Raw genomic sequence first — 25,846 nt, forward strand, 5'->3', positions numbered from 1 at the left:
TTGCAACACGAGCATGAAAAAGCCCCCGTTTGCACGGGGGCGAAGCATTGAAACCGTTGCGGGCTGACGATCAGTAATCGAAGTCGCCGCCACCCATGCCGCCAGCGGCAGGAGCAGCTTCCTTCTTCTCGGGCATGTCAGCGACGATGCACTCGGTGGTCAGCACCATGCCAGCGATCGAAGCGGCATTCTGCAGACCGGAGCGGGTCACCTTGGCGGGATCGACGATGCCGGCGGCCAGCATGTCGACGTACTCACCATTGGCGGCGTTGTAGCCCTCGTTGAAGGCCTTGGCCTTCACGTTTTCAGCCACAACAGCACCGTTGACGCCGGCGTTCTCGGCGATGCGCATCAGGGGAGCGGTCAGAGCGGTCGCCACAATGTTGGCGCCGATCAGCTCTTCGCCCGACAAGTTGCTTGCAGCCCACTGCTCAAGAGCAGGTGCCAGGTGGGCCAGGGTGGTGCCGCCGCCGGGGACGATGCCCTCTTCAACAGCTGCCTTGGTGGCATTGATGGCGTCTTCGAGACGAAGCTTCTTGTCCTTCATCTCGGTTTCGGTGGCTGCACCCACCTTCACCACGGCCACACCACCGGACAGCTTGGCCAGGCGCTCCTGGAGCTTTTCCTTGTCGTAGGTGGAGTCGGTCTCGTCCATCTGCTTCTTGATCTGCTCACAGCGAGCGTCAACAGCAGCCTCATTGCCCTCGGCAACGATGGTGGTGGTGTCCTTGTTGATGGTCACGCGGCGGGCGGTGCCGAGCATTTCAAGCTTGGCGTTCTCCAGCTTGAGGCCGGCGTCCTCGGTGATCAGCTGACCATTGGTCAGCACAGCCATGTCTTCGAGCATGGCCTTACGACGGTCGCCGAAGCCAGGAGCCTTCACAGCAGCCACGTTGAGGACACCGCGCAGACGGTTCACCACCAAAGTGGCGAGGGCTTCCTTCTCGATGTCCTCAGCGATGATCAGCAGAGGCTTGCCGGTGCGGGCGATCTGTTCGAGCACAGGCACCAGGTCCTGCACCAGACCGATCTTCTTATCGGTGAGGAGGATGTAGGGCTCGTCAAGAACAGCCTCCATCCGCTCGGTGTCGGTGGCGAAGTAGGGGGAGATGTAGCCCTTGTCGAAGCGCATGCCCTCGGTGACCTCAAGCTCGGTCTCCATGGACTTGCCCTCTTCGAGGGAAATCACACCTTCCTTGCCAACCTTGTCCATGGCATCGGCGATCATCTTGCCGACTTCTTCGTCGTTGCCTGCAGAGATGGTGCCCACCTGGGCGATGGCATTGCTGTCAGCAATCGGCTTGGCGTGCTCCTTGATCTTGGAGACCAGGAAGTCGGAGGCCTTGTCAATGCCCTTCTTAAGGGTGATCGCGTTAGCGCCGGCCGCCACGTTGCGCAGACCCGCCTTCACCATGGCGTGGGCCAGAACGGTGGCGGTGGTGGTGCCGTCACCAGCAGCGTCGTTGGTCTTGGAAGCTGCCTGACGGATCAGAGCCACACCGGTGTTCTCGATGTGATCCTCGAGCTCGATCTCCTTGGCGATGGTGACGCCGTCATTGATGATCTGAGGAGAACCGAACTTCTTCTCCAGCACCACGTTGCGGCCTTTAGGGCCGAGGGTGACAGCAACGGACTCCGCCAGGATGTCGATGCCTTTCTCGAGAGCGCGACGGGCGTTCTCGTTGTAGATGATGCGCTTGGCCATGGGGGGCGATCTGAATTTGGGTTAGTGAAAAAATCTTTGGCTTCAGTCCAGAAGCCGGCAGTGACAACGTCGGCGCAACAGGCGAGCTCTCAGCTGTCGACGCGTCAGTCGACGAGGCGTCAGTTGACGACAGCCAGGATGTCCTTCTCGGACAGCAGAACGTATTCATCACCACCGAGCTTGATGTCGGTACCGGCGTACTTGCTGTAGAGCACCTTGTCGCCAACACCAACTTCAGGAGCCTGACGGCTGCCATCGTCATTGCGCTTACCAGGACCCACCTGGACCACCTCACCCACCTGGGGCTTTTCCTTGGCGGTGTCAGGCAGAAGAATGCCGCCGGCAGTGGTTTCTTCAGAGGCAGACACCTTGATGAAGATGCGATCTCCGAGGGGCTTGACGGTGGAGACGCTGAGGGAAACAGCAGCCATGGTTGATTGCAGAAGCAGAAACGAAGGCGCCAGGCGCCGTGCATCGACAGAGAAGCACTTAAGAAAGCGCCTGGCACTCAAGGTCGACGAGTGCCAACCTATGTGTCTGCGATGGGGTCCGACCAGCACCTGAGCGTGCGGGTGACCGAACCGTGCTGAGCTGCCGGTTGCGGTGGTATCGTTGCGCCGCTCAGGAAGGGAATGCCTTCAGAGCAATTGGTTGCTCCGTTCCCTCGAATTCTTCCTCTCTTATGGCTGCTGCTGCTACCGCCGGTACCAAGGGTGTTGTCCGCCAGGTGATCGGTCCGGTTCTGGACGTGGAATTCCCTGCCGGCAAGCTGCCCAAAATCCTGAATGCCATTCGGATTGAAGGCAAAAACACTGCTGGTGAAGACGTTGCACTGACCGCAGAAGTGCAGCAGTTGTTGGGCGACCACCGCGTGCGCGCTGTTGCCATGAGCGGCACCGACGGCCTTGTGCGCGGCATGGAAGCCGTTGACACCGGTGCAGCCATCTCCGTGCCCGTTGGTGAAGCCACGCTCGGACGCATCTTCAACGTGCTGGGTGAGCCCGTTGACGAGCAGGGCCCTGTGAAGGCCACAGCCACAGCCCCGATCCACCGCGAAGCCCCCAAGCTGACCGAGCTTGAGACCAAGCCCAAGGTTTTCGAGACCGGCATCAAGGTGATCGACCTCCTGGCTCCCTACCGCCAGGGCGGCAAGGTCGGCCTGTTCGGAGGTGCCGGCGTGGGCAAGACCGTGCTGATCCAGGAGCTGATCAACAACATCGCCAAAGAGCACGGCGGCGTGTCTGTGTTTGGCGGTGTGGGTGAGCGCACCCGCGAAGGCAACGACCTCTACGAGGAATTCAAGGAATCCGGAGTGATCAACTCCGAAGACCTGTCCAAGTCCAAGGTGGCCCTTTGCTACGGCCAGATGAACGAGCCCCCCGGCGCCCGCATGCGCGTCGGCCTGTCGGCTCTCACCATGGCTGAGCACTTCCGCGATGTGAACAAGCAGGACGTGCTGCTGTTCGTCGACAACATCTTCCGTTTTGTGCAAGCCGGTTCCGAGGTGTCCGCGCTTCTGGGCCGCATGCCTTCGGCTGTGGGCTACCAGCCCACCCTGGGTACCGACGTGGGCGCTCTTCAGGAGCGCGTCGCCTCCACCCTGGAAGGTTCGATCACCTCGATCCAGGCCGTCTACGTCCCCGCTGACGACCTCACTGACCCCGCTCCTGCCACCACCTTCGCCCACCTCGACGCCACCACGGTGCTGAACCGTGCCCTGGCTTCCAAGGGCATCTACCCCGCTGTGGACCCCCTCGATTCCACCAGCACCATGCTCCAGCCCGCGGTTGTGGGTGATGAGCACTACCGCACCGCTCGCGCCGTACAGTCCACCCTGCAGCGCTACAAAGAGCTCCAGGACATCATTGCGATTCTGGGTCTCGACGAACTGTCCGAAGACGATCGTCAGACTGTGGATCGCGCTCGCAAGATCGAGAAGTTCCTCTCCCAGCCCTTCTTTGTGGCTGAGATCTTCACTGGCATGCCTGGCAAGTACGTGAAGCTGGAAGAAACCATCAGTGGCTTCAACCAGATTCTCGCCGGCGAGCTCGACCACCTGCCCGAGCAGGCTTTCTACCTGGTGGGCAACATCGAGGAAGTGAAGGCCAAGGCTGAGAAGATCGCAGCTGACGCCAAGGGCTGATCAAGACACGAGGACGTCAGCAGACGTCCTCAATTCCTTTGATCCAGGCTTTTTTCGCACCCACGTTCTGACTCCCCATGTCCCTCACCCTCCGCGTGCTGGCGCCCGACCAGAGCGTGTTTGATGGCAGCGCTGACGAGGTCATCCTCCCCAGCACCACCGGCCAGCTCGGCATTCTTCCTGGGCACGTGTCCCTTCTGGCAGCCCTTGATGTTGGCGTTCTTCGCGTTCGCAACAACAACGGATGGCAATCCATCGCTCTGATGGGCGGCTTCGCTGAAGTGGAATCCGACGATGTCACCGTTTTGGTGAACGCTGCCGAATTGGGCAGCGGCATCGACAGCAGCACTGCTGAGGCTGAACTGGAGAAGGCCAAAGCTGAAGTGACCCGGCTTGAAGGCCAGCCCGCTTCACCCGAAAAAGTGAAGGCACAACAGTCTTACGACCGTGCCCGCGCTCGCGCCCAAGCCAGCAAGTAAGGCTTTCCCTCAAGGCATTAAAAACGCCCCACTCCGGGGCTTTTTTAATGCCTCAGCAACGACTTCACGCAGCAAACAAGGCTTTCACACCATTGCGATGCAACTCTTGCATCTGAATTGAATCAATCATTCCAGCGAAGCGAAAGAGCCTAAACTCAAAGCACTTGATTGCAAGGCACGTGAACAATAAAGCCTTCTTTGCCGCTGGAATCATTGCAGTCGCAGCTTCGGCGACCGCTCAAGACGCCTTTTCCAAAGAGGCAACAACCAACGCGCCAACGAGCAACCGAGTCGCCAGCAAGCCTCAAACCACGCGCCCAACAGAATTTACATTTACAGCATTCGGTGATGCGGGATGGGCCGAAACGCATACGGCAAGAGCTCCATACAGCGCCGGCTTTAAAAAAGCATTTGACCGCTTCAACCAAAAGCAAAATACACTGGGAGACATTAATTACATCAACTGGGAAACAAGCATCGGAACACAGTGTGACCAGTTCTGGGCAAGCCACTCCCCAAGCACATACGCATTTCTCACTCATCCTCGGGAGCTTGAAGACGCCATCAAGCTGGGGTTCAACGCGATTGGGTTAGCCAATAATCACAGCTTCGACTGCGTCAAATCAAGAGAAGGGAACGGCCCAATCCAGACCCACCGCTTTATCAGCAAGCTTGAAAAGAGCCATCCTAATACAGTTTTCAGTGGCGTTTTTGCGAATGAACGCGAAGAGCCAGCCAAAAAAGAGATCACTCTCAAGCAGGGCACAGTCCCCGTGACATTCCTAAGTGCTTATGCAGGAGGGAACAGAAGCCACTGCGCCAATATCTCTTGCACAATCAATCTATCCAAAGAAAAGCAAGCTTTTGCCGACAAGAAACGCCTGAGAATTCTCGCACTCCATAGCTGGAACAAAAGTTCCCACCAATCACTGAAAGCGATTTTAAGGCAATGGATACAAGATGACCTTGTGGACATCGCCATCGGCACTGGCCCTCACATCGCCGAAACAATTGAGGTTGTCAACACGAAACACGGTAAGAAAATTCTCGCAACAAGCCTTGGAAACTTCATCCACCCAAGCCTTGCCGCCCAACCCAACAATGCAGTGCTTCAAACAACCTGGACCATCGACCCCGTCAGTAAAGAACCCAAGCTTCTCAAGGCCAACGCTCTAAAGGTCAGTTGCGACGGCACAACATGCATCAACACAGGAACAAGAAAGCTGCATTGATTTTCGGATGTCAGGGTCGAAAGACAGGCGGCTCGGTCAAGATCGAGCCAACATTGCGATCGATTTGATCTTACGCACTGGATCAATGGCAACACCCGCCTCGTTGATCACCTCAAAATGAAGATGGGGCCCAGTGCTATTCCCTGTGCTTCCCATCTCAGCAATAATCTGACCAGCAGTCACACGCTCACCAACACCCACGAGCAGCCGGCTGCAATGGGCATACCGGGTGAGCGAGCCATCACGGTGGCGGATCTCAACCGTTAAGCCATAGCCTCCTGACCACTGCGCTTTGACCACGTCACCAGCCCAAACAGCATGGATTGGTGTTCCAACGGCATTGGCAATATCAATGCCGCGATGTTGGCGCCCCCAACGCCACCCAAACCCTGACGTGAAATCACCCTGAGCAGGAGCATGCTCCTCAGGCCCTGGAAGCAACAAGCTCAGAAAATGCTGGACAAACACATCTGATCCACAGGCAGAGCGCGTGCTGGTTGAACCATCCATGATGTCTGCAACCGGATCCAAACCAGCATCACAGCGACTGAGTGGACGCAGCAACGACGGCCGATCTTCACTCCCGGACTCAAGCGAACCCATCAGCAGCGCTTCTTCAAGCTCCACCGTGAGACGCGCCCGACTCGACGATGCCTGGACAGGCTTGGGATCCAAAGCAGGAGACCCTGGCATCAAGTCGTAGAGACCAGATACCCCAGCTGCAGCGAAAGCCGCTGGTATCAACAGAAAACGTTTCGAGATCAAACTACGCATCAACCAAACACTCTTCGCCTGACATCCAGACAAAAAGACGAGACAAGTGTCGCTTTAAGACGCGCAAACAAGAGCCGTCTACAGACAAAAGAAAAGCCTGCACGCAGCAGGCCATTCTTCAATCAAAAACGATGCTGAGAATCAGGCGGTACCGCAGAAGGTGACATCAGGGAACTTCAGCTTGGCCTCATCGAGACTCTTACCTTTGCCCTCTTCTTGCCAATAGTTGATCACCTCGGTGGCCTTGTTGAGCACTTCAACACGCTCGTTATCGGTGATCCAGCTCTTGCCTTCCAGTTCACCCTTGAGGGTTTCCCAGGCATCTTCACGAGGCCAGAAGAAATAGGCGGTCAGAGGGCTGGGGCCACCACCCACGATCTGATCAACAGCCAGGGCGACGTTGTCGGGCAGCCAAAGAATCTTCAGCAGGAAACGACCCTCATCGGCCTTGGGGGTGTAGCCGGAAGGAACGCCATCGGCATCGATGGTGGCGGATGCCAAAGCAGCACTGCCGCCGCGCATCACCGGACGGCCTTCCTTGGCCTCCTCAGAGCCGGCTGCAGGCGCGTCCTGGGGAGCCGAATCGGCTGCTGCAGCTGCGGTGGCGACCTCCTGGTCGGCGGCAGCGCCTTCGGAAACCGTCATGGTGTCAGCGCTCAAGAAATCACGACAAACAACTAACCTACCAGCCGCTGAACCCTGATTCCCTCTGGAACGGCCAACCCCCGCGCCCCGCTGTCTTCTGCTGTTTGACATCGACGGTGTGATCCGCGATGTGGGGGCAAGCTATCGACGCGCCCTTCAATCCACCGTTGAGCACTACAGCGGCTGGCGACCGGAGGCCGCCTGCATCGATGCTCTGAAGGGAGAAGGTTGCTGGAACAACGACTGGGACGCCAGCCTTGAACTTCTGCGCCGGCGCCAGGCCAGCCATCCCTCCGCACTGGGCACCCTGCCGGAGCGTGATGCTCTGATCGACGTCTTCAGTCGCTTCTATTTCGGATCTGATCCGGAGGGGGATCCTTCGGCCTGGGATGGCTACATCTGCGACGAGCCACTGCTGGTCAGCGACACCTTCTTCACGGCGTTGAGCGGCAAAGACGTCGCCTGGGGATTCGTGAGCGGCGCTGAACCCCCCTCCGCCCGCTTCCTGCTCTCCACTCGTCTCACGCTCAGCGATCCACCGCTCATCGCCATGGGCGATGCCCCCGACAAGCCCGACCCCACCGGATTGCTCACCCTCGCCAACGCATTACTGAACCAACCGTTTTCTGCGACAGCCCCACCAGTGGCCTACCTGGGCGACACCGTGGCTGACGTGGAAACTGTTGTGCGCGCCCGAGCCCAACACCCAGAGCAACGCTTTGTGAGCCTGGCGGTTGTACCACCCCACCTGCAAACCCCTCAACAGGTTGCAGCAAGGGACCAGTACGAACATCAACTGATGAAGGCCGGCGCTGATGTGATCCTCAGCTGCACCCAGGAGGTCCTGGGATGGGTGGACCAGCTGGATTGAGGAGCGCGAAAAGGCCTTAACGCTCCATATCGGCTGTGGCCTTCAGCGCCGCGGCCGTCAGCACCTCATGTCCACAAGCCACCTCCTGGCAATCCCGCACGGCAACGTCATCTTCGATACGAATGCCGATGCCCTTCCAACGGTCATCAATGGCAGGTTGGCCATCGGGAACCGGCAAGCGGTCGCTCACGTAAAGACCTGGCTCGACGGTCAGCACCATGCCTGGTGCCAGGTTCACGGGATGGTCCCCAAGGCGATACGCGCCAACATCATGCACATCGAGGCCGAGCCAATGGCCGGTGCGGTGCATAAAGAGGTGGCGGTAGGCACCCTGCTCGATCACACCATCGGCGTCGCCGCTCAGCAGGCCGAGATCCAGCAACCCCTCCACCATCACCCGCAGGGCGGTGTCGTGAACCTGTTCTGCCGTTCCGCCAGGGGCCACAGCCGCCACGGCTGCGATCTGGGCCTCAAGCACCAGGTCATAAAGGTCTCGCTGTTCACCACTGAAGCGACCATTCACGGGGAAGGTGCGTGTGATGTCGCCGTTGTAGTAATCGCTGAGGGAGCATCCAGCATCAATCAGCAGCAGATCGCCGTCACGGAGCTGGGCGCTATTGGCGATGTAGTGCAGAACGCAGGCGTTATCCCCACCGGCAACGATCGATCCATAGGCCGGGCCACGCGCACCCGCAGCCAGAAAATGCTGTTCAATCAGCGCCTGGATCTGGCGTTCCCCCATTCCTGGCTGGGCGGCCTGCCGGGCCAGTTCATGGGCCTCAGCGGAAATCCGGCAGGCCTCCCGAAGACGCTCCAACTCCTGCGGAGTTTTCTCGAGGCGCAGACGATGCAGCAACGGGCAGGGGGCCACCAAAGCCAGTGCTGCAGCACCGGTGCGGGGCTGCCGGTCGAGCTGCGTCCCCCAGGCCTGAAGCACCAGAGGTTCCACCTTGGAATGATGACCAACCCGGAAGGCGATGCCTTCGGCACCCTCGAGATAGTGCGGCAACAGCTCCGCCAGATCCTCCAGGGGATGGGCAAGATCGGCCCCGAAATGCTCCATCGCCCCCTCGACACCCCAGCGGCGCCCGGTCCAGACTTCAGCCCCCGGTTCGCGGGGCTGCACAAACAGCACGTAACGCTCCCCGTCCGGACGATGGGGCAGGAGCAAGGCAACCGCATCCGGCTCATCGAATCCGGTGAGGTACCAGAAGTCGCTGTTCTGGCGGAACGGCCATTCGCAATCGGCATGGTGGGTGACCAGAGGCGCAGCCGGAATCACCGCAGCGGCATCACCCAAAAGATCAAGGAAACGCTGACGCCGCTCGGCATGGCAGTGCTGATCGATCACGGCGAAGACAGAGCGACGGGGTTCCGTCAGGATGGCAGGCAAAGCGTCCCGCCATGAGCTCCGATCTCCTGATCCTGCTGTTGATGGTGGTGGTGGTGCTCGTCGGCTCCGCCCTCTGCTCCGGTGTGGAGGCAGCCCTGCTGTCGGTGAACCCTGTTCGTCTGCACGAACTGGCCAGTCGCAGCAAACCCGTGGCCGGCGCACGCACCCTGCAGCGCCTGCGTCAACGGCTCGGCCGCACTCTTTCGGTGCTGGTGATTGCCAACAATGCCTTCAATATTTTCGGCAGCATGATGTTGGGCGGCTGGGCTGCCCGGGTCTTCAAGGAACAACAGTTCAGCGACATCGCCTTACCACTGTTTTCAGTTGCGCTCACCGTGCTGGTGATCCTGCTGGGGGAGATCCTTCCCAAAGCGCTCGGCACCCGCCTCGCGATCCCCGTTGCCCTCAGCAGTGCGCCAGTCCTTCAGGCCCTAGGAGTGATCATGCGCCCACTGGTGCTGCTGCTCGAGCGTCTGCTGCCTGCCATCAGCGAAGAGAACGAACTCAGCACGGATGAAAACGAAATCCGCCTGCTGGCCCGGTTGGGCTCGCAACAGGGGCAGATCGAAGCGGATGAAGCGGCGATGATCGCCAAGGTGTTTCAACTCAACGACCTCACGGCCAGGGAGCTGATGACCCCTCGGGTTGCCGCCCCCACCTTGGCCTGCAACGCAAGCCTGCATCAGCTGCGTCAACAACTGGTCGACAACGCCTCCCCCTGGTGGGTGGTGCTCGGCAAGGAAGTGGACAACGTGCTGGGCGTCGCCAGCCGAGAGAATCTGCTGACCGCTCTACTGGAACACAAGGGACATCTCACCGCCCTCGATCTGGCCGAGCCCGTCGAGTTCGTGCCCGAAATGATCCGGGTGGACCGACTGCTCACCAGCTTCCGGCGCGACAACAGCGGGGTGCGTGTGGTGGTGGATGAATTTGGCGGCTTTGTTGGCGTGATCGGTGCGGAGGCTGTGTTGGCGGTGCTGGCCGGCTGGTGGCGCAAATCCGCTACTCCGGGGGCAGCCCCGTGAGCAGCACAGCGACTGAAGCCCCGCAAACCACCCTGGAGCGAGGCCTTCTCTGGCTCCAGCACTGGCGGAGTGACCTCGTGCTGAGCGGGCGTGAACGCAGCCTGCTGGCCGGCAGCCTTGCCAGCCTCGACCGGCAGCTGGAGCGCCTGCACCATCGCGTCCTCCGAGTGGCGGTGTTTGGCCGCGTGGGAGTGGGCAAGTCGAGCTTGGTTAATGCCCTTTTGGGGGAAGAGCGCATGGCCACTGATGTGGCCCATGGCTGCACCCGACATCAACAAGCCGTGACCTGGCCGCAACGCATCGAAGGCCTGCAACGGGTTGAGCTGGTGGACACCCCCGGGATCGATGAGGTGTCGGCGGCGGCCCGGGGACGGCTGGCGGCACGGGTGGCTCTTCAATCCGACCTGGTGCTGCTGGTGCTCGATGCCGACATCAGCCGTGTGGAACTCGAGGCCCTTGAGACCTTGGTGGACAGCGGCAAACCGGTGCTAACGGTGCTGAACCGCAGCGATTGCTGGTCGGACGACGAGCGCAACCTGCTGGTGGCAAGCATCGGCCGCCGCGTCAAGGCCCACTGCGGCGCTCTCGCCGGACAAGGCCTGCGCGAACCACTAGCGGTGGCAGCGGCACCACGTCAAGCCACCCAGCTCCAGGACGGCCGCGTGCGCAGTGCGCGGCAATCCCCCCGCATCGCCTTACTGCGCGACAAGCTCCAGGAACTCCTGCACGCTCAGGGTCCCGCCCTGCTCACCCTCAATGCGCTGCGACAGGCCGAACGGTTGCAGCACCAGATCGAACAGGCACGCCTGAAGCACCGCCGCCGCGATGCCCAGGGGATGATCGGCCGCTTTGCTGCCATCAAGGCCACCGGCGTCGCTGTGAATCCGATGGTGCTGCTCGACCTGGCCGGTGGGATGGCCTGCGACACCGCACTGGTGATGCAGCTCTGCCAGCTCTATGAACTCCCCATGGGAGGGCCAGCGGCCCGGCAACTTCTGCAACGACTCACGGGGCATAACGCCCTGATCGGAGGAGCCCAGCTTGGGATTCAGGCGGCCCTGAGTGGCGTGCGTCAGCTGCTCCTCGCAGCCGCTCCCTTCACCGCCGGCCTCAGCCTGGCGCCTGCTGCACCGGTCGCCCTTGCCCAGGCCGCTTTGGCGGTTCACACCACCCGGCGCACCGGCAAGCTCACCGCCCGCTGGCTCCTGGAACAACGAGGCCGTGGTCGCCGCAGCCAACCGGTGCCCGCCTCCCTGCTGCGGCGCCTTGCCGGCCGTGATCACACCCTGCGTTTGCTCCTGCAGGACTGGCCTCGCCCAGCGCAGCAGTCAGGTCTGGCGGATGTGTTGCCATGACCACGGTCGCTTTGCTGGGGACCAGCGCCGACCCTCCCACCTGCGGTCATCAGGCCCTGCTAGAGCAATTGCTGGACCACCACGACCGGGTCGTGACCTGGGCCAGTGACAACCCTGGCAAACGGCATGCGTTGCCCTTGGCGCAACGCTGCAGCCTGCTGAAGACCCTGGTGCAGGCCATCGACAATCCCCGCTTGAGCCAGGTGCAGGAGTTGAGCAGTCCCTGGGCGATCACGACCCTGAGGCGCGCTGAAGCACTGTGGCCCGATCACCACCTGAGCTTTGTGGTGGGCAGCGACTTGGCCGATCAGATTCTGCGCTGGAAAGATGCCGACCAACTCGTGAGGCACTGCCGCATCACCATCGTGCCCAGGGAAGGGTGGCCCATAGCCGATGACGCCATCCACCAACTTCAGAGCAAGGGTGCGGAAGTGGAACTACTGCCGTTGAAGATCCCTGGCACCGCCAGCTCCAACGCCAGACGCAATCACGATGCCTCCCAGATTCCTGCTGTGCTGAGGCCCCTGCTGCAGAAGCAAGGGTTCTACGGTTTCAGCGCAACGTCCGATCCCGCCGCACGCTGAAGGTTCATGCGCATTGCTCTGGCCCAGATCAATCCCCTGGTTGGTGACCTCAGCGGCAATGCCCAGCGCATCCTTGAGGCCAGCCGGCAAGCAATCGACCAACAGGCTGATCTGGTGGTGACGCCGGAACTGGCGATCTGGGGGTACCCGCCTCGCGACCTGCTGCTGAATCGAGCGCGGGTGAACGAACAACAACAGGTGATGGACCAGCTCAGCAGGGAACTGGGCGAGCTGAATGCAGAACTCGGGGTGCTTGTCGGCCTTGTCGAAGGGACTGCCGATGGCCAACACCCCCGTCTGTTCAACGCCGCAGCCTTGATCCGCCAGGGGCAGTGGGAAGTAGTGGGGCGCAAACAGTTGCTGCCCACCTACGACGTCTTCGACGAAAGCCGCTACTTCCGGCCTGCCGATGGGCCCTCAATGTTGACGTTCCCCATCGGAGACAGAACCTGGCAGCTGGGCCTCACCCTCTGCGAAGACCTGTGGGTGGATCCAACCCTGCATGGTCAGCGACTGAAGGGTCCCGATCCGATTGCCGCATTGGCGACAAAAAAGTGTGATCTGCTGCTCAACCTCTCAGCCTCACCCTTCGGACGGGACAAAACCGCCGTTCGCCATCAACTGGCGCAACAAGCGGCCAACCGTCTGCAGTGCCCAGTGGTGTACGTCAACCAGGTGGGCGGCAATGACGAACTGGTGTTCGACGGCGCCAGCTTCGTGATGCTGCCGGGCAAGGGGGCTGCCTCAGCAGGCTTCATGCCCCTGCAACTGCCGAGCTGCCGTGAATCCGTTGCGGTGTGGGATGCGAAAGCGAGCGAATCCAGCCCCTTGGCCTCCACAGCATCACCAATCCCAGTGGAAGAGGAGCTGTTTCGTGCCCTGGTGCTCGGTGTGCGCGACTACGCCGGTAAATGTGGCTTCCAGCAAACCCTGTTGGGCCTCAGTGGCGGGATCGATTCAGCCCTGGTAGCTGTGATTGCCGCCGCCGCCCTTGGGGGCGATCGCGTGCAGGGTCTGCTGATGCCGTCCCCTTGGAGTTCGCAGGGGTCGATCGACGACGCAGCAGCTCTCGCCAGCCGCCTGGGACTGAGCACTCAGACACTGCCGATCGCCCCACTGATGCACAGCTACGACGCGGCACTCACTCCAGCGCTGGCCGGACCGCCAACGGATGTGACCGCGGAAAACTTGCAATCCCGCATCCGCGGAACCTTGCTGATGGCCGTGGCCAATCAGCAGGGACAGCTGCTGCTCACCACCGGCAACAAATCCGAGTTAGCCGTGGGGTACTGCACGTTGTACGGCGACATGAACGGAGGGTTGGCTGTGATCGGCGACCTCTATAAATCCACCGTGTTTGCCGTGTGCGATTGGCTCGATAGCAACCGCTCCAAACCCTGCCGCCAAGACTTCCATCTCCCGCTTGATGGGGAACTCATAGGCCAGGCGATCCGCGAAAAACCGCCGAGTGCTGAACTCAGGCCGGATCAGAAAGACAGCGACTCCTTGCCGGACTATGCCCTGCTCGACCCTCTCCTGAAGGATCTGATTGAAGAGCGCTGCGGCCGCGAACAACTGTTGAAACGCGGCCATCCAGCAGCAGAGGTTGATCGGGTACAACGCCTGTTCCGGCGGTCTGAATTCAAACGCCGCCAAGCAGCCCCCCTGCTCAAGGTGAGCAGTCAGGCGTTTGGTAGCGGATGGAGGCTGCCGATCGCGTCTGGCTGAGCCAGATTGAGAGCAATTCCTGAGAACCATGGCCCACTCCGTTCTCACGGCACCCATGGCCACCATCGGTGTTCCGAGCGAAATCAAGGTGGATGAGCAACGGGTCGCGCTCACCCCAGATGCGGTGCGCGAGCTGGTCACCCAGGGACTGGAAGTGCGGGTGCAGAGCGAAGCCGGAGCCGGGGCCGGCATCAGTGACCAAGCTTTCGCAGCGGCAGGCGCGCGGGTGGTGACCCGGGAAGAGGCCTGGGCCGCCCATCTCGTGGTGAAAGTCAAAGAGCCTCAAGAGGAGGAATTCGGCTTCCTACGCGACGACATGGTGCTGTTTACCTACTTGCATCTCGCGGCGTACCCGAAGGTGGGTGAGGCCCTGCTGAATGCGGGCACCACCGGCGTCGCCTACGAGACGGTGCAGCTCGAAAACGGCAGCCTGCCCCTGCTGGCTCCCATGAGCGAAATCGCCGGACGCCTGGCAGCCCAAGTGGGAGCCCACTTGCTCGAGCAACCCCATGGCGGCCGTGGAGTCTTGATGGGCGGCTGCACCGGTGTACAGCCTGCTCGAGTGGTGGTATTAGGTGCCGGCACCGTGGGATGGAATGCGGCCCGCGTGGCAGCAGCGATGGATGCAGAAGTGATGTTGCTGGATCGATCCCCAGAAAAGCTACGCAGCCTGGAAGCAGCAAGGCGAGGCCGATTGATGAGTGTGGTGAGTAGCCGTGGACTGCTGGAACGTCTCGTACCCAGCGCCGACCTGCTCATTGGCGCCGTGCTCACTCCGGGAGGACGGGCCCCAACCCTTGTGGATGAAGACCTGGTCAAACAGATGAAGCCCGGTTCAGTGATCGTGGATGTGGCGATTGACCAGGGGGGGTGCGTGGCCAGCAGCAAAGAAACCACCCACACCGACCCCACCGTCAACATCCATGGCGTGCAGCACTACGCCGTCGGCAACATGCCAGGGGCTGTGCCCTTCACATCCACCGAAGCATTGGTGAGCGTCACCTTGCCCTACATCCTTGGCATCGCCGGCAGGGGACTGGAAGAAGCTGTCACCGAGCGGCCGGAACTTCTCTCCGGTCTCAACACAGTGCAGGGGGCGGTCTGCCATCCCGGAGTGGCCAAGGCACTCGGACTGCCGCCGCGACACCCAATGGCCTGCCTGCGCTGAGCAAGGCTTCAAAATTCTGCCGCCACCTGACATCACATCTAGGCTTAGAGATGACATCAAGGTGGGGTGATGAGAGAGAACTGGAAGCAGCAATGGCTCGATATCGTTGCACCAGACGAACCACATAAACTCTCAAGACGCCTTGACTGGGATGAGCTAACGGAAGAAGAATTCCGTGAACATCTTTCAACATCTCCGACCAAGGCCAATCGCTTCGAGGGGCATTGGCAGAACTGCCTGAACGAATGCCGGCTAGCCATTCAGAAGGCATGGGAGCAACCCCTTCTACCCATTTCTCCTGACAACCAGCAACGGCCCTTTGAAGACCTGTGGCGACCAATCTGCAACGAGGCCAGGGAAATACTAAAGAAAAGATTAAGCAGGCTTGATGGAGTCGGGGAAGGCATTTTTGAGCAATTGACAAACAGCCTGCTCAACCGACTCTGCTCGATTGGCGAACAGGTTCTGTGGGAGAAATTCAACAGCGAACGCTCGCCAGGCGTCATGCTTCTTGCCCATCTAGGGAGCAATGGCGATGGCTCGGGCCCACCGGTACGCGAAGGCTACGAGCAGTTCATTCGCAATCATCGCCAGGATGGCCTGACACAACTGCTTGGGGAATTTCCGGAACTCGGCCGACTGATTGGCACGATCGTGCTGCTATGGCTGGAAGGAAGCCAGGAAATGCTGGAACGGATCGACCAAGACCGGCAGACCCTGGAAACCCTTTTCGGCATCCCCAAAAACGCTCCTCTACAAACAATCCACCAGGGCCTCAGCGATCCCCACCGAGGGGGTCGAGCAGTGGCCATCCTCGGTTTTGCAGGACCTGGGGAAGAACAATACAAACTTGTCTACAAACCCAAAGACATGGCAGTCGATGCTGCCTATCAGGACTTACTAAAAGACATCAATCGAAGCAGCTCAGACAAGCCCCTTAAGATACTCAAGATCCACAACGGAGAAGGCTATGGATACATGGAATATGTCAGCCACAAACCAGCACGCGACGACAAAGAATTAGGTTTCTTTTACAAAAATGCTGGACGCCTAACGGCCGTACTACACCTCTTAGGCTGCACAGATTGCCACCACGAGAACCTGATCGCATGCGGAGATCAACTCCTACTCATCGACACAGAAACTCTCCTCGAAGCAGAGTTACCCAACCATATCAACAATGACACCTCAGAGGCGCCGGAGCTATCAGCGCTCCAGAAGAGATGTCAACGCTCAATCCTGAGGTCGGGACTCATGCCTCAATGGATGTTTCTAGGGTCCGAAAAAATTGCAATTGACATCAGCGCTCTTGGCATCAGCCCACCCAAACAGGAGACGCAGAAAACCTCGGGATGGCTTGGACTGAATAGCGATGGGATGATGCCGGGAGTCATCGAAAGGAATGCAGACCTACCAACGAGCCTTCCAATTGGCATTGGCTCACCCAACCCGTTCAGCCTCCATTTAGACACATTCTGCGAAGGCTTCAGGGAACAAAATCAAACACTGATCGAACAGAAGGATCAGTGGCTCAAGGAGGGTACATTTCTAAATCGATTCAAAGGGCTGAGGCGAAGAATTGTCTTGAGGGCCACCCGAGTTTATTTTGCAATTCAACGACAGCAACTGGAACCGGCGGCGTTACGATCACCGCTCATTCAAGCGATCAAGCTCGAACAGTTAAGCAGAAGCTTTCTACTCGCCGAACAGAAACCTCTGCACTGGCCAGTTTTCGCAGCAGAACTGGAGCAAATGCAGCAGCTTGACATCCCCTTCTTCACTCACCAAATCGATAGCGACGCACTCGACCTCAATCAGGCACAGACCCAGCTTCCGGGATACATCGAAACAAGCGGACTAAGCGCCGCCAAAGAGCGCTTAGAACAGCTGGACACAAGCGAAGTCGAATTCCAGATCAAACTGATTCGCGGTACTTGCAATGCCCAAAAAATTCGTCGTGGAGCAAGCGTGGAGACCAGCGTCCACAGCGCGCAAGAGAACCAATACACAACCCAAACCAAAAGCGCTGCTGACCACCAAGTAGCAGCAACAAACGTGATGAACTGCCTCGCTGATTTAGCCATCGAGGACAACAGTGGACAGATGGAGTGGCTCGGGATGGATCTAGGTGCTGATGGTGAGTCATTCTCATTCGGCCCAGTCGGATTTTCCCTTTATGGGGGATCGAGTGGTGTCGCCATTCTTGATCACACACTCCAGCGCCTCAACGGCACAAATTCACAACTCTCGGCCATACAAAGCGGTGTACTCCAATCGATACAGCAACTCGCTGAAAAGGCTTCAGAAGACCAACGACTGCGATGGTGGCGTGATCAATCGCTCGGACTAAGTGGATGCGGGGGGATGCTACTGACTTTGCAATGTCTGGGGCAAACTTCATGGGCACAAAGCCTTCTGAAATCAGGACGTCAGCGATTTCTGGAGGCAGACCGGCAACTTGACTTGATCGGTGGTTGTACAGGACTGATTGGTCCCTTGCTGCACCTCAAGAGCCCTGAGGCCCTAGACCTTGCAATCCACGCAGGCAAACACTTACTTGAGCAACAACAAGAGGATGGATCATGGCCAGGCAGAGCAAAAAACACTCCAGGCTTACTGGGGTTCTCCCACGGGACAGCAGGGCATGCAGCGGCTCTCGCCAAGCTTCATCAAGCAACGCATGACAACCGCTTCCTCGAAGGAGCAAAAGCCGCGTTGCACCATGAGCGGGCACACTTTGATTCGAAGGAAGAAAACTGGCCAGACTTCAGAGACATCACGCAATCTGGGAGCTTCATGACCAGTTGGTGCCATGGAGCACCAGGCATCGGAATCGCTCGCGCCTGCCTTTGGCAAACAGAACTCTGGGATGAGCAATGCCGGGATGAAATCCACGCAGCAATACGAACAACGTCAAAATCAATCGGTCAACTGCGATCTGACCACCTCTGCTGCGGCAAAGCCGGGCTGGCAATCATCCTGGAAATGTTGTGCGATGGCCCGTGGGGAGTAGAAGCTCATGTTGCCGATCTCGCCCGTGAGCGAACGATTCAAATTCACACTTCACTCATGAATCGCACTTCAAGCAAGATGCCCGACCTGATTTGCTTTGCAGCGAAAGAAACCAGTTTGGTCCTTCCAGGTTTTTTCACAGGCCTAAGCGGCATTGGGATGGCGTTACTAAGAGACGATCAATCGAAACAGACAACACGGCGTTTGTTAACTGCAGGTCTCTGGACGGAATAAAATTCTCAATCAATGACTGTCGAGCATTTTCTTCAAATAGCCATGACCCTTAAGATCCTCCCATGCACCAAACTCAGCGGGAAGGCCCTTTTCCAAAACAATAATTTGATCGGCACGTTGAATCGTCGAAAGGCGGTGGGCGATACTGATACGAGTAATACCGAGAGAGTCAACGACTTCAGTGATGTGCTGTTGAGAGCGAGGGTCTAAAGCACTGGTCGCCTCATCCAGGATCAACACCTTTGGATTCGAAATCAAAGCACGGGCGATGGCAATTCTCTGAACCTGACCACCAGAAACATTTCCACCCGAATCACTAAGCAGAGTTTCAAGCTGCATTGGCATAGAGCGAATTTCATCGGCAATCGCAGCACGCTCAAGCGCATCCCATATCTGATCCTCGGTGTACTGAATGCCACCGGAGATGACATCAAAAATTGAACCGGCATTCAACCTTGCGGTTTGCATTACAACACCCAACTGGCGTCGATACGCACGGATTGCAAGCTGAGTCAGTGGAATGCCATCAACAAGCACCTCACCACCTTGTGGCTGAGTAAAACCGAGCAGCATCCGTACCAGAGTTGTTTTCCCACAGCCACTCGCTCCAGTGATTGCCGTATGCTTCCCAGAGGGAATATCAAAGGAGAGGTTGCTAAAAAGGGGATCCGAACTTCCTGGGAACTCATAAGAAATATTCTGGATGCGAAATTCTCCACGAAGGGAATGGCGCAAAGCGTCAGCCTGATAGCCCTTTTCAACATCGGCATACATCACAGGTGCAGCACGTCTCCAAAGCACAGCAGCTCGCCCCGCAGTGTTGGCGAACATGTTGACAGCATTTGTCACAGCACCATTGAAGCTTGAGAATGCAGCATTAAAAGAAATAAACGCGACAACAGTTTGATCAAGGTTGACACTTTCAGAAGAAGAAAGAATCTTGTAAGCAACAACTGCAAAAAGGAAGAGAGAAGCTATAGGAGAGACAACTTCGCCATACTGAGAAATCGCGTCGCCGTAGACATTGGCACGCAACTGTAATAGCGCATATCGGTTCACCTCACGCAACCAACGCAACAACAGAAAAGGCTCAGCACCAGCTGTACGTATCTGTGGCATGCCCATCACAGACTGCAAAGAAAAATTCGTAATCTCCGCTCCACTCTCAAGCAATGGCATCTGAAGACGAATAGAACGCCATGTAATCACTAACAAGCAGACAACCGCAATCGACGTGAATGCCAACGCCCAAAACGCAAGCTGACGATCATAAACAAACATCAGAACAAAATAGCTTAATGAGAATAACGTCGAAAGCAGTGTTGTCAAAACTCCACTACCCAGAAGCTGGCGGAGTTGACTAATTGAATTCACGCGCGATGCAAGGTCTCCTGTCGTATAGCGACTGATAAAACTCATTGGCAGACGCATCAAGCGATCCCAGACTGCTGACTGCAACCTGAGGTCTGCCACACTCTCAAGCCGGAGCATCATTAGATTCTGCAAAAAGGATGCAGCAATGGAACCCAAAACGATCAAAAAGACGACAACAACACCTTCCACAAGAAGACGCTGATCATTTTGAGGGAGGATCTTACTAACAAGAGTATTCGTCAGGATTGGAATCGAAAGATTGAACAACATCACCACAGCAGAGGTGATGATCAGTGCAAGAATAGGGAAAAGGTCTGCAGCGAAAGCAAATTTCAAGACCGACAAAGGCCCTGGAACCAATGGCGGCAAGGATGGGTAAATCTCGTAAGCATCGTCCACCAGAGACGGACCACGATCCGCTCGAACATGAACTTGCTTATGAGCACTGTACAACCAGTTTTCACCAGAATGACGGTATAGAGCCCAGGGCTGTTGATGATCAGCATCAAAGACAATCATCAAAGGGAACTCATTATCATTAGTAGGGTCTAAATCCCAATAATGGGTCTCAAAATCACGAGGTGTTGTTATCTGCCTATGATGAATATCATTATAATCAAGCAATTGAACAATATCGGCACCAGGAAGTGAATCAAGGGTCATTGTCCTGCATCCCAATTGCGCCATACAAAAGCCAAGCAAGCGTAATTCTGGGTATTGATCATCCTCAACAGGAGGAGTGAACAAAAGCTCCTCTTCTAGATCACGTGCAGAGCGAAGAGCTTGCTGAGAAAAATTCAAACTCATAACTACACCTCTAAACTCTGACTTTGACCGTTCTCGTTTTGAACAAGCTGATGAAATAATCCACCTTGCGAAAGCAGTTCTGATGGGGAGCCCCTTTCAACAACAAGGCCGTTTTGCAGAACAAGGACTTGATCACTGCGCAAGGCTGCATCGAGTCGATGTGCAACATTGATCACTGTTATTTTTCTCCTCTTAAGAGCATTCAATACCTTAGATTGAGTTTCATTGTCAAGAGCACTCGTCGCCTCATCAAATAAAAGAATGCTCGGATCACGCAACAGAGCCCTGCATATTTCAAGTCGTTGACGCTCGCCTCCACTCAGATCACTTCCATTATCTCGAAGATGGCGATGAAAGGATTCAGGGTGATTATTTATGGTTTGGAGAATCTGAGCATCCTCTGCAGCATGTTCCAACTGTTCCAAGCTGTAACCAGGGCGCCACAACGAAAGGTTGTCATGAACACTGGCATTAAAAACAAAGACCTGCTGTGGGACATAAGCCAGACTGTTCCTCATCACTGCATCACCATGGGCTGACCACGGCTGATCATCAAACAGCAAGTCGCCGGACGAGGGTTGATATAAACCCGCCAAAATACGTATCAACGTTGTTTTACCTGAGCCACTACCACCAACAATTGCCAACTGGGAACCAGCAGGCACAGAGAGATTCAGGTTGCTGATAAAGGGCGGAGAAACAGGGTCAAAGGCAAAACTGAGATCCCTCAACTCAATGGATCCTTTCAGACGAAGAGAAGCTGAATCCTGACTAACCGAACCAGGGCTTGAGGAGGACAGATTAAAACTACGCACCAAGGGATCATCGTCATTCTTTTTAAGATCATCAAGGCGTCCCATATCTCCGATCAGCCTCTGGATGACAGAGTTCAATTGCGGCAATAATGAGATTGGGGCGGTCAACTGGCCCTGGATGAACTGAAAGGCGACTAGAGTTCCTAAAGAGATTTTTCCTTGAATAATAAGAAAACCACCAACTGCAATAATCAAAGCATTAAGCATAAAGGTACTACCACTCGCCGTAATCGTTGAAAAGGCCATCTGGGCACCCAGAAGCTGATTCTGTATAACAACATTTCCAAAACTTCCTTGCCATTGACTCAGGAAGTCGAATTCAAGACCTGAAGCCTTTAATGTTTCAATGTTATTAATGCCTTGCAGGCCTTTTCCTTGTGCCTTGCCTTGCTCAATTGCCAATTTGCGGTTGGCATCGTAACGCCTCTCAGTCAACCACCAATTCAGGAAGAGATTCCCACCCATCACGAAGATAACGAGAATCGCAAGCCAAGAAGATATGATCAGCGCAAAAACAAGAACAATCAACCCCGTCCAAAGGCTAATCGCAAAAGTAATAATTTGAGCAACAAGAACCTGGGTTGCTTGCATCCCAAGCAGCATTCTACTAGCAATTTCACCGTGAAAGCGAGTTTGATAAAATCCATAGGTAACACTAAAAAGCTTCCTAAATAAGTTTGCGGTCATCTTTTTGGACAACAACAATGTCATCCGCCGCAAAATGACGTACTGAACGGCCAACAACGACAGCCAGCCCAAAACGGAAGCAGTTAGAAGCCAAATGATTGGAATGCCAAAATACAATCGTTGGTTCTGGAGAAAACTATCAATAAATGTGGACGTCAGGCCAGCAACCAACAAGGTCAGAATTGCTTGACCAGTTGCAATGAAGGTCAACTGAAGCAATGCATTGCGATAGGGCCAAAGTGTCGAAAACAACCCCCATAGTGGGGATCGCTGAGAACCACCTGTTTGAAAGTCAGGTCCCGGCTCAAACTCAAGAACGACTCCGGTAAAACTATCTAAGAATTCGTCCATCAGGACGCGCACACGGCCCTGAGCTGGATCGCTTAGAAAGGCATGGTCTCCCTCAAAACCTTCGACAACAAGAAAATGGTTGAAACCCCAAAATATGACGCACGGGAATCGCCCCTCATTGCGCAACTGTTCGCCAGAGCAACGGTACGCCCTGGTGTTCAATCCATATCCACGCGCCGCAACGAGCAGTTGCTTGGCATTGGAGCCATCACGATTCACACCACAAGCTTGGCGAAGATCACTGAGCTCAACAATTCGGCCAAAAAAATCCAAAATCGTCGCCAGTGAAGCAGCGCCACATTCAGCCGCTTCATACTGCAATCGAGTACGTACCTTAATCCGAGTTTTTGAGAGTTGCTTCGTCATCAAGCCACTGCTCTCATCGCTTCTGAGATTCAGAAAGTGAGCCAGCCGTCCCTTTATCCGGTGGGGTTAAGCCAAAGAAATTCTTGATCGCCGGAAGAACGAGAGCAATTGGAGCAACGCGACGGGTAGTAATTTCAACCATGACTTGATCACCGGGAGTAGGGGGGAAAGGCAAATCGGAATTCGAACTCCAGACATAACCACCGCTATTCATTGGAGTAGTTTGATTAGAACGCTCTAAAGCAACAACTGCAAGGGTGGGAGAAGGTTCGCGATTGACAATTGTTTGTGCCATCGCCTTCACACCAATTCGAGCAGTGACTTGGTCAACACCACTCGGCAATTTACCCATGGAGATCACAGTGCCCTTAATCCCTCCCACTTCAGAACGCTTGTACCCAGAAGGGGTGGCTAGAGCAGACATACCAGGGAAAACCTGAGCCATTTCCCTGCTTGATAAAAAAACTGGAATCATGGTTGGTTCATCAAGACGATTCTCACTCAATTCCATTAGTACTTCACCTCTGGTTACGCTTTCCCCATCATTCGGAACAATCGTCGACAGATACACGTCACGAGGTGCAAAAATCAGCTGATTATTAACGAGTTGCGCCAATTGTGTCCTGACTTTCTGATAAGCCTGATCCTTCCGAGACGAAATCCGTATTAATTCATTATCATTGCCATGCATCTGCGAACTAAGTTGATCGATGGTTGCTTGCTCTTGCAATATTTGCGATCGGCTCACAAAGCCTTTAAGCTCAAGAGGTTTCATGCTCTCTAAATAGGCAGATCGACTGACATACTCATTCTTCAACATTTCTTGTTTAGCCACAATATTATTCATCTCCTCAACTGATTTGCGAAGTGTGCGGTTCAATTGATCAATCGCGCTGCTTAACTTCTCCAGCTCTGCTGATGATTGCACCCAAAGCAACAGCCGACCCTTTGAGACTTTTAAACCATTAAAAGCTTCTTTTAGACTGTCCGAAAAACGAGAGGAAGCGGTTTTCTCTTCATTCGCTGTGGCCGAGTGCAAGCCTGGCTGACTGGCTTCGTAAATATCAACTGCCAGTTCAGCCATCTCGCGATCATTAAATTGCATCGGCGTCGCAAGAAAAAGCCGTGCTTTTTCTTGCCATTCTTGTTGAGACCGATTGAACATATAAACAGCCGAACCATCAGTACCACTCAAACTGGAATTAATGGTACTCACAGGCAACAACACACCTGTTCCTTGCACACTCACGGGGATTCGAGCCAAAGTGGCCCAAAACCCACCAGCTAAAGCAATCAAGCCACCCAGCACCAATGTGGCACGAAGGGGAGGCGTGAGCAACGTAACTGGTCCATTACGGTCGCCAACCCGACGCCGTTTTTGAAGAGCGCGTTGCGTGAAAAGTTGAGTCATGGCGAGGTGGGATTGCGCAGACGTTGAACACGCTCTTCAACGTCTTGCTTAGCTGTTACTGGCCATGTTGCTGAGTAACGATACAATTCTGCAATAGAAGTATTATATTTCAAGATCGAGTCTGCCATCTGCTGTGAGGACTGGGACAGCTGATTAATCGCCTGCACCACTGACGTAATATCTCCGACACCGACCTGAAAACGTGCTCGCGCTGCAGCTTGCGCCAATTCAGCACTTTGATAACTCCGACGGGCTGCTTTGATTGCAATCGCTGCGGTTTGCATTTGCCCATAAGCTGTCCTCACTTCGCTCACGACCTGATCTTCCGTCTTTGCTTTCAAGGCAAGTAAATTTCGGCTTTGTGCAAAATTCTGCTGCGCCTGGGCAGCATTGATACCTCCATCAAATTGCCAATTAAAGCCAATACCAACATTCGCTGTCCATTGGCGATTCGTGTTGTAAGTACGTCCTGGGTCGATCCCCAAGTAGGTTTGAGGATAGCCATTGTTTCCCTGGACCCCCCCCCGTCCAACAAGAGAAAACACTGGCAAATAAGCTTTCATGTTAGCGATTCCTGTCCATCGATATGATTCTGCCTGCGCGGAATACGCCAAAATCTCCTCTCGATATTGGAGTGAACGCTGCAAAGTATCACCAAGAGTCCTATCCCATAACCCCTGAGGCGAAGCCGGCTCCGAAGGCACCGCCAGCGCATCTTCCGGAAGCGCCATGAACTGGGCAAGCTGAGCAGTTGACGCAATATAATTTTGCATATATTGCACTAATTGCGTCAACTGAATATACAAACTAGAACGCTGCTGTTCAACCTCAGCAACGGTTACCATGCCAATCGCTTTTCGAGCCTCAAGCATGTCAAGCTGCTGCTTGTTAATATCAAAAATCTGCTTGAAACTATCGATCAACTGTTTGGTGTTTTGAATCTGAAAATAGGACTGCTGAAGACTCAAAATCAGCTGCCTCGCTGCATTATCAAACAATAACCTTTGCTGCTCTAGGGAACTTTGAGCTGAATTAATGCCTGGCTGCCTAGTGGGATCAATAAATGTCCATTTAAGCTGGGCCGTCACTCCCACTTGAAATTGCTGCTGTTGCTGAGCTTGCTTGGATTGATACTTCTGAGGCACATTGCTTTTAATTTTCTTCCATTTAGATCCCTGATAAGGCCTAACTTGTGCGTAATTATCTTGAACATACGTCGTCCAGTTGTAACCTACAAATGGATTGGAGCCTTGAATCTGGAAAGTAGGATTCCACTTCCGCTGAGCCTGAATCAAAGCCCACTCTTGGCCTTGTAATTGGGCGAACTGCTCAGCAAGAGAGGGATTATTCGCCACACCTTGAGCGACCGCTTCCTGCAGGCTCACCTTCACGGCACGGGCCTCAATTGTGGCCTGCAAGTTTTCAAGCTCACCAAGAAGTTCTTGTGGACGAACTTGGCCTGAAACAGCAGCTGGCTGATGGGACTGGTGTGCAGAGGGAAAGGGTTCAGCCCTTAAAGCAACCAACCAACCAGACGCCCCGGTAAGACAAACTGTCGCGATCGAAACCAGCTTCAGCGGATCCAGCACCTAGCTCGCGTTTCTACACAGCAAGAAGTTACCGCAATCTCGCTTGATGACGAGCCAACGAGCCTTCAGATGCACACTTTGGCATAAGCACAAATCCC

General features: G+C 55.8%; 19 protein-coding genes. 10 read left to right on the forward strand and 9 right to left on the reverse strand.

Annotated elements, in window-relative coordinates; genetic code table 11:
• Window positions 1-70 precede the first annotated feature (70 nt).
• On the reverse strand, window positions 71-1,705 hold the full coding sequence (groL, locus tag RS9916_RS07910) for a chaperonin GroEL (RefSeq protein ID WP_007098818.1): 1,635 nt from the start codon (window positions 1,703-1,705) through the stop codon (window positions 71-73).
• 119 nt (window positions 1,706-1,824) lie between these two features.
• Complete coding sequence (gene groES / locus RS9916_RS07915; protein ID WP_007098819.1) at window positions 1,825-2,136, reverse strand: co-chaperone GroES; 312 nt, start codon at window positions 2,134-2,136, stop codon at window positions 1,825-1,827.
• 251 nt (window positions 2,137-2,387) lie between these two features.
• Between groES and atpD the strand changes: the two genes are divergently transcribed.
• The 3 genes from atpD (at window position 2,388) to RS9916_RS07930 (ending at window position 5,559) form a co-directional block, all read left to right on the forward strand.
• Window positions 2,388-3,848 (forward strand): F0F1 ATP synthase subunit beta, encoded by a 1,461-nt coding sequence (gene atpD, locus RS9916_RS07920; protein WP_007098820.1) that lies wholly within the window; start codon window positions 2,388-2,390, stop codon window positions 3,846-3,848.
• Between the two features lie 77 nt (window positions 3,849-3,925).
• Window positions 3,926-4,327, forward strand: a complete 402-nt coding sequence (gene atpC, locus RS9916_RS07925; RefSeq protein ID WP_007098821.1) for an ATP synthase F1 subunit epsilon — start codon at window positions 3,926-3,928, stop codon at window positions 4,325-4,327.
• Between the two features lie 179 nt (window positions 4,328-4,506).
• Window positions 4,507-5,559, forward strand: coding sequence for a CapA family protein (locus RS9916_RS07930; RefSeq protein WP_038023483.1), 1,053 nt, complete (start codon window positions 4,507-4,509; stop codon window positions 5,557-5,559).
• A 36-nt stretch (window positions 5,560-5,595) separates the two neighbouring features.
• Here the strand turns inward: RS9916_RS07930 and RS9916_RS13535 are convergent, their stop codons facing one another.
• Together RS9916_RS13535 and RS9916_RS07940 are read right to left on the reverse strand one after the other, a co-directional pair.
• Window positions 5,596-6,252 (reverse strand): M23 family metallopeptidase, encoded by a 657-nt coding sequence (locus RS9916_RS13535; RefSeq protein ID WP_232199554.1) that lies wholly within the window; start codon window positions 6,250-6,252, stop codon window positions 5,596-5,598.
• Window positions 6,253-6,474: 222 nt separating this feature from the next.
• Window positions 6,475-6,978, reverse strand: a complete 504-nt coding sequence (locus RS9916_RS07940) for a 30S ribosomal protein PSRP-3 (RefSeq protein WP_071961604.1) — start codon at window positions 6,976-6,978, stop codon at window positions 6,475-6,477.
• Window positions 6,979-7,087: 109 nt separating this feature from the next.
• Between RS9916_RS07940 and RS9916_RS07945 the strand changes: the two genes are divergently transcribed.
• Window positions 7,088-7,849: a TIGR01548 family HAD-type hydrolase gene (locus tag RS9916_RS07945; RefSeq protein ID WP_071961560.1), complete on the forward strand. Its 762-nt coding sequence runs from the start codon at window positions 7,088-7,090 to the stop codon at window positions 7,847-7,849.
• Window positions 7,850-7,865: 16 nt separating this feature from the next.
• On the opposite strand, the gene RS9916_RS07950 is transcribed toward RS9916_RS07945, so the two are convergent.
• Window positions 7,866-9,242, reverse strand: coding sequence for an aminopeptidase P N-terminal domain-containing protein (locus tag RS9916_RS07950; RefSeq protein ID WP_007098827.1), 1,377 nt, complete (start codon window positions 9,240-9,242; stop codon window positions 7,866-7,868).
• Window positions 9,243-9,253: 11 nt separating this feature from the next.
• Between RS9916_RS07950 and RS9916_RS07955 the strand changes: the two genes are divergently transcribed.
• The 6 genes from RS9916_RS07955 to RS9916_RS07980 all read left to right on the forward strand — a co-directional run bounded on the left by RS9916_RS07955 (window position 9,254) and on the right by RS9916_RS07980 (window position 18,348).
• Window positions 9,254-10,267 (forward strand): CNNM domain-containing protein, encoded by a 1,014-nt coding sequence (locus RS9916_RS07955; RefSeq protein ID WP_007098828.1) that lies wholly within the window; start codon window positions 9,254-9,256, stop codon window positions 10,265-10,267.
• Window positions 10,264-11,622 (forward strand): GTP-binding protein, encoded by a 1,359-nt coding sequence (locus RS9916_RS07960; RefSeq protein ID WP_050752314.1) that lies wholly within the window; start codon window positions 10,264-10,266, stop codon window positions 11,620-11,622. The genes RS9916_RS07955 and RS9916_RS07960 overlap by 4 nt, the downstream gene beginning before the upstream one ends.
• Window positions 11,619-12,206: a nicotinate-nucleotide adenylyltransferase gene (locus RS9916_RS07965; protein WP_007098830.1), complete on the forward strand. Its 588-nt coding sequence runs from the start codon at window positions 11,619-11,621 to the stop codon at window positions 12,204-12,206. Before RS9916_RS07960 ends, RS9916_RS07965 begins: the two co-directional genes overlap by 4 nt.
• 6 nt (window positions 12,207-12,212) lie before the next feature.
• Window positions 12,213-13,934, forward strand: coding sequence for an NAD+ synthase (locus tag RS9916_RS07970; protein WP_007098831.1), 1,722 nt, complete (start codon window positions 12,213-12,215; stop codon window positions 13,932-13,934).
• A 28-nt stretch (window positions 13,935-13,962) separates the two neighbouring features.
• Window positions 13,963-15,102: an alanine dehydrogenase gene (gene ald / locus RS9916_RS07975; RefSeq protein ID WP_038023486.1), complete on the forward strand. Its 1,140-nt coding sequence runs from the start codon at window positions 13,963-13,965 to the stop codon at window positions 15,100-15,102.
• 69 nt (window positions 15,103-15,171) lie between these two features.
• Complete coding sequence (locus RS9916_RS07980; protein ID WP_007098833.1) at window positions 15,172-18,348, forward strand: type 2 lanthipeptide synthetase LanM family protein; 3,177 nt, start codon at window positions 15,172-15,174, stop codon at window positions 18,346-18,348.
• 9 nt (window positions 18,349-18,357) lie between these two features.
• Here the strand turns inward: RS9916_RS07980 and RS9916_RS07985 are convergent, their stop codons facing one another.
• Genes RS9916_RS07985 through RS9916_RS08000 form a run of 4 tightly spaced genes read right to left on the reverse strand, consistent with a single transcriptional unit; the run spans window position 18,358 to window position 25,748 of the window.
• On the reverse strand, window positions 18,358-20,529 hold the full coding sequence (locus RS9916_RS07985) for an ATP-binding cassette domain-containing protein (protein ID WP_007098834.1): 2,172 nt from the start codon (window positions 20,527-20,529) through the stop codon (window positions 18,358-18,360).
• A gap of 2 nt (window positions 20,530-20,531) precedes the next feature.
• Window positions 20,532-22,748, reverse strand: a complete 2,217-nt coding sequence (locus RS9916_RS07990; protein ID WP_007098835.1) for an ATP-binding cassette domain-containing protein — start codon at window positions 22,746-22,748, stop codon at window positions 20,532-20,534.
• Between the two features lie 13 nt (window positions 22,749-22,761).
• Window positions 22,762-24,159 carry a hypothetical protein gene (locus RS9916_RS07995; protein ID WP_007098836.1) on the reverse strand — a complete coding sequence of 466 codons (1,398 nt, stop codon included), beginning with the start codon at window positions 24,157-24,159 and terminating at the stop codon, window positions 22,762-22,764.
• The gene (locus tag RS9916_RS08000) at window positions 24,156-25,748 is read right to left on the reverse strand and encodes a TolC family protein (RefSeq protein ID WP_007098837.1); all 1,593 of its coding nucleotides are present in this window, start codon (window positions 25,746-25,748) and stop codon (window positions 24,156-24,158) included. Before RS9916_RS08000 ends, RS9916_RS07995 begins: the two co-directional genes overlap by 4 nt.
• Window positions 25,749-25,846: the final 98 nt, after the last annotated feature.

It is taken from the genome of Synechococcus sp. RS9916 (genome assembly GCF_000153825.1).
GTDB lineage: Bacteria > Cyanobacteriota > Cyanobacteriia > PCC-6307 > Cyanobiaceae > Synechococcus_C.

Excerpts from the sequence above, each read along its gene's own strand:
- groL (WP_007098818.1), bottom strand. The coding sequence starts at position 1,705 with ATGGCCAAGCGCATCATCTACAACGAGAACGCCCGTCGCGCTCTCGAG.
- groES (WP_007098819.1), bottom strand. The coding sequence starts at position 2,136 with ATGGCTGCTGTTTCCCTCAGCGTCTCCACCGTCAAGCCCCTCGGAGAT.
- atpD (WP_007098820.1), top strand. The coding sequence starts at position 2,388 with ATGGCTGCTGCTGCTACCGCCGGTACCAAGGGTGTTGTCCGCCAGGTG.
- atpC (WP_007098821.1), top strand. The coding sequence starts at position 3,926 with ATGTCCCTCACCCTCCGCGTGCTGGCGCCCGACCAGAGCGTGTTTGAT.
- RS9916_RS13535 (WP_232199554.1), bottom strand. The coding sequence starts at position 6,252 with ATGCCAGGGTCTCCTGCTTTGGATCCCAAGCCTGTCCAGGCATCGTCG.
- RS9916_RS07940 (WP_071961604.1), bottom strand. The coding sequence starts at position 6,978 with ATGACGGTTTCCGAAGGCGCTGCCGCCGACCAGGAGGTCGCCACCGCA.
- RS9916_RS07955 (WP_007098828.1), top strand. The coding sequence starts at position 9,254 with ATGAGCTCCGATCTCCTGATCCTGCTGTTGATGGTGGTGGTGGTGCTC.
- RS9916_RS07965 (WP_007098830.1), top strand. The coding sequence starts at position 11,619 with ATGACCACGGTCGCTTTGCTGGGGACCAGCGCCGACCCTCCCACCTGC.
- RS9916_RS07970 (WP_007098831.1), top strand. The coding sequence starts at position 12,213 with ATGCGCATTGCTCTGGCCCAGATCAATCCCCTGGTTGGTGACCTCAGC.
- ald (WP_038023486.1), top strand. The coding sequence starts at position 13,963 with ATGGCCCACTCCGTTCTCACGGCACCCATGGCCACCATCGGTGTTCCG.
- RS9916_RS07980 (WP_007098833.1), top strand. The coding sequence starts at position 15,172 with ATGAGAGAGAACTGGAAGCAGCAATGGCTCGATATCGTTGCACCAGAC.
- RS9916_RS07985 (WP_007098834.1), bottom strand. The coding sequence starts at position 20,529 with ATGAGTTTGAATTTTTCTCAGCAAGCTCTTCGCTCTGCACGTGATCTA.
- RS9916_RS07990 (WP_007098835.1), bottom strand. The coding sequence starts at position 22,748 with ATGACGAAGCAACTCTCAAAAACTCGGATTAAGGTACGTACTCGATTG.
- RS9916_RS07995 (WP_007098836.1), bottom strand. The coding sequence starts at position 24,159 with ATGACTCAACTTTTCACGCAACGCGCTCTTCAAAAACGGCGTCGGGTT.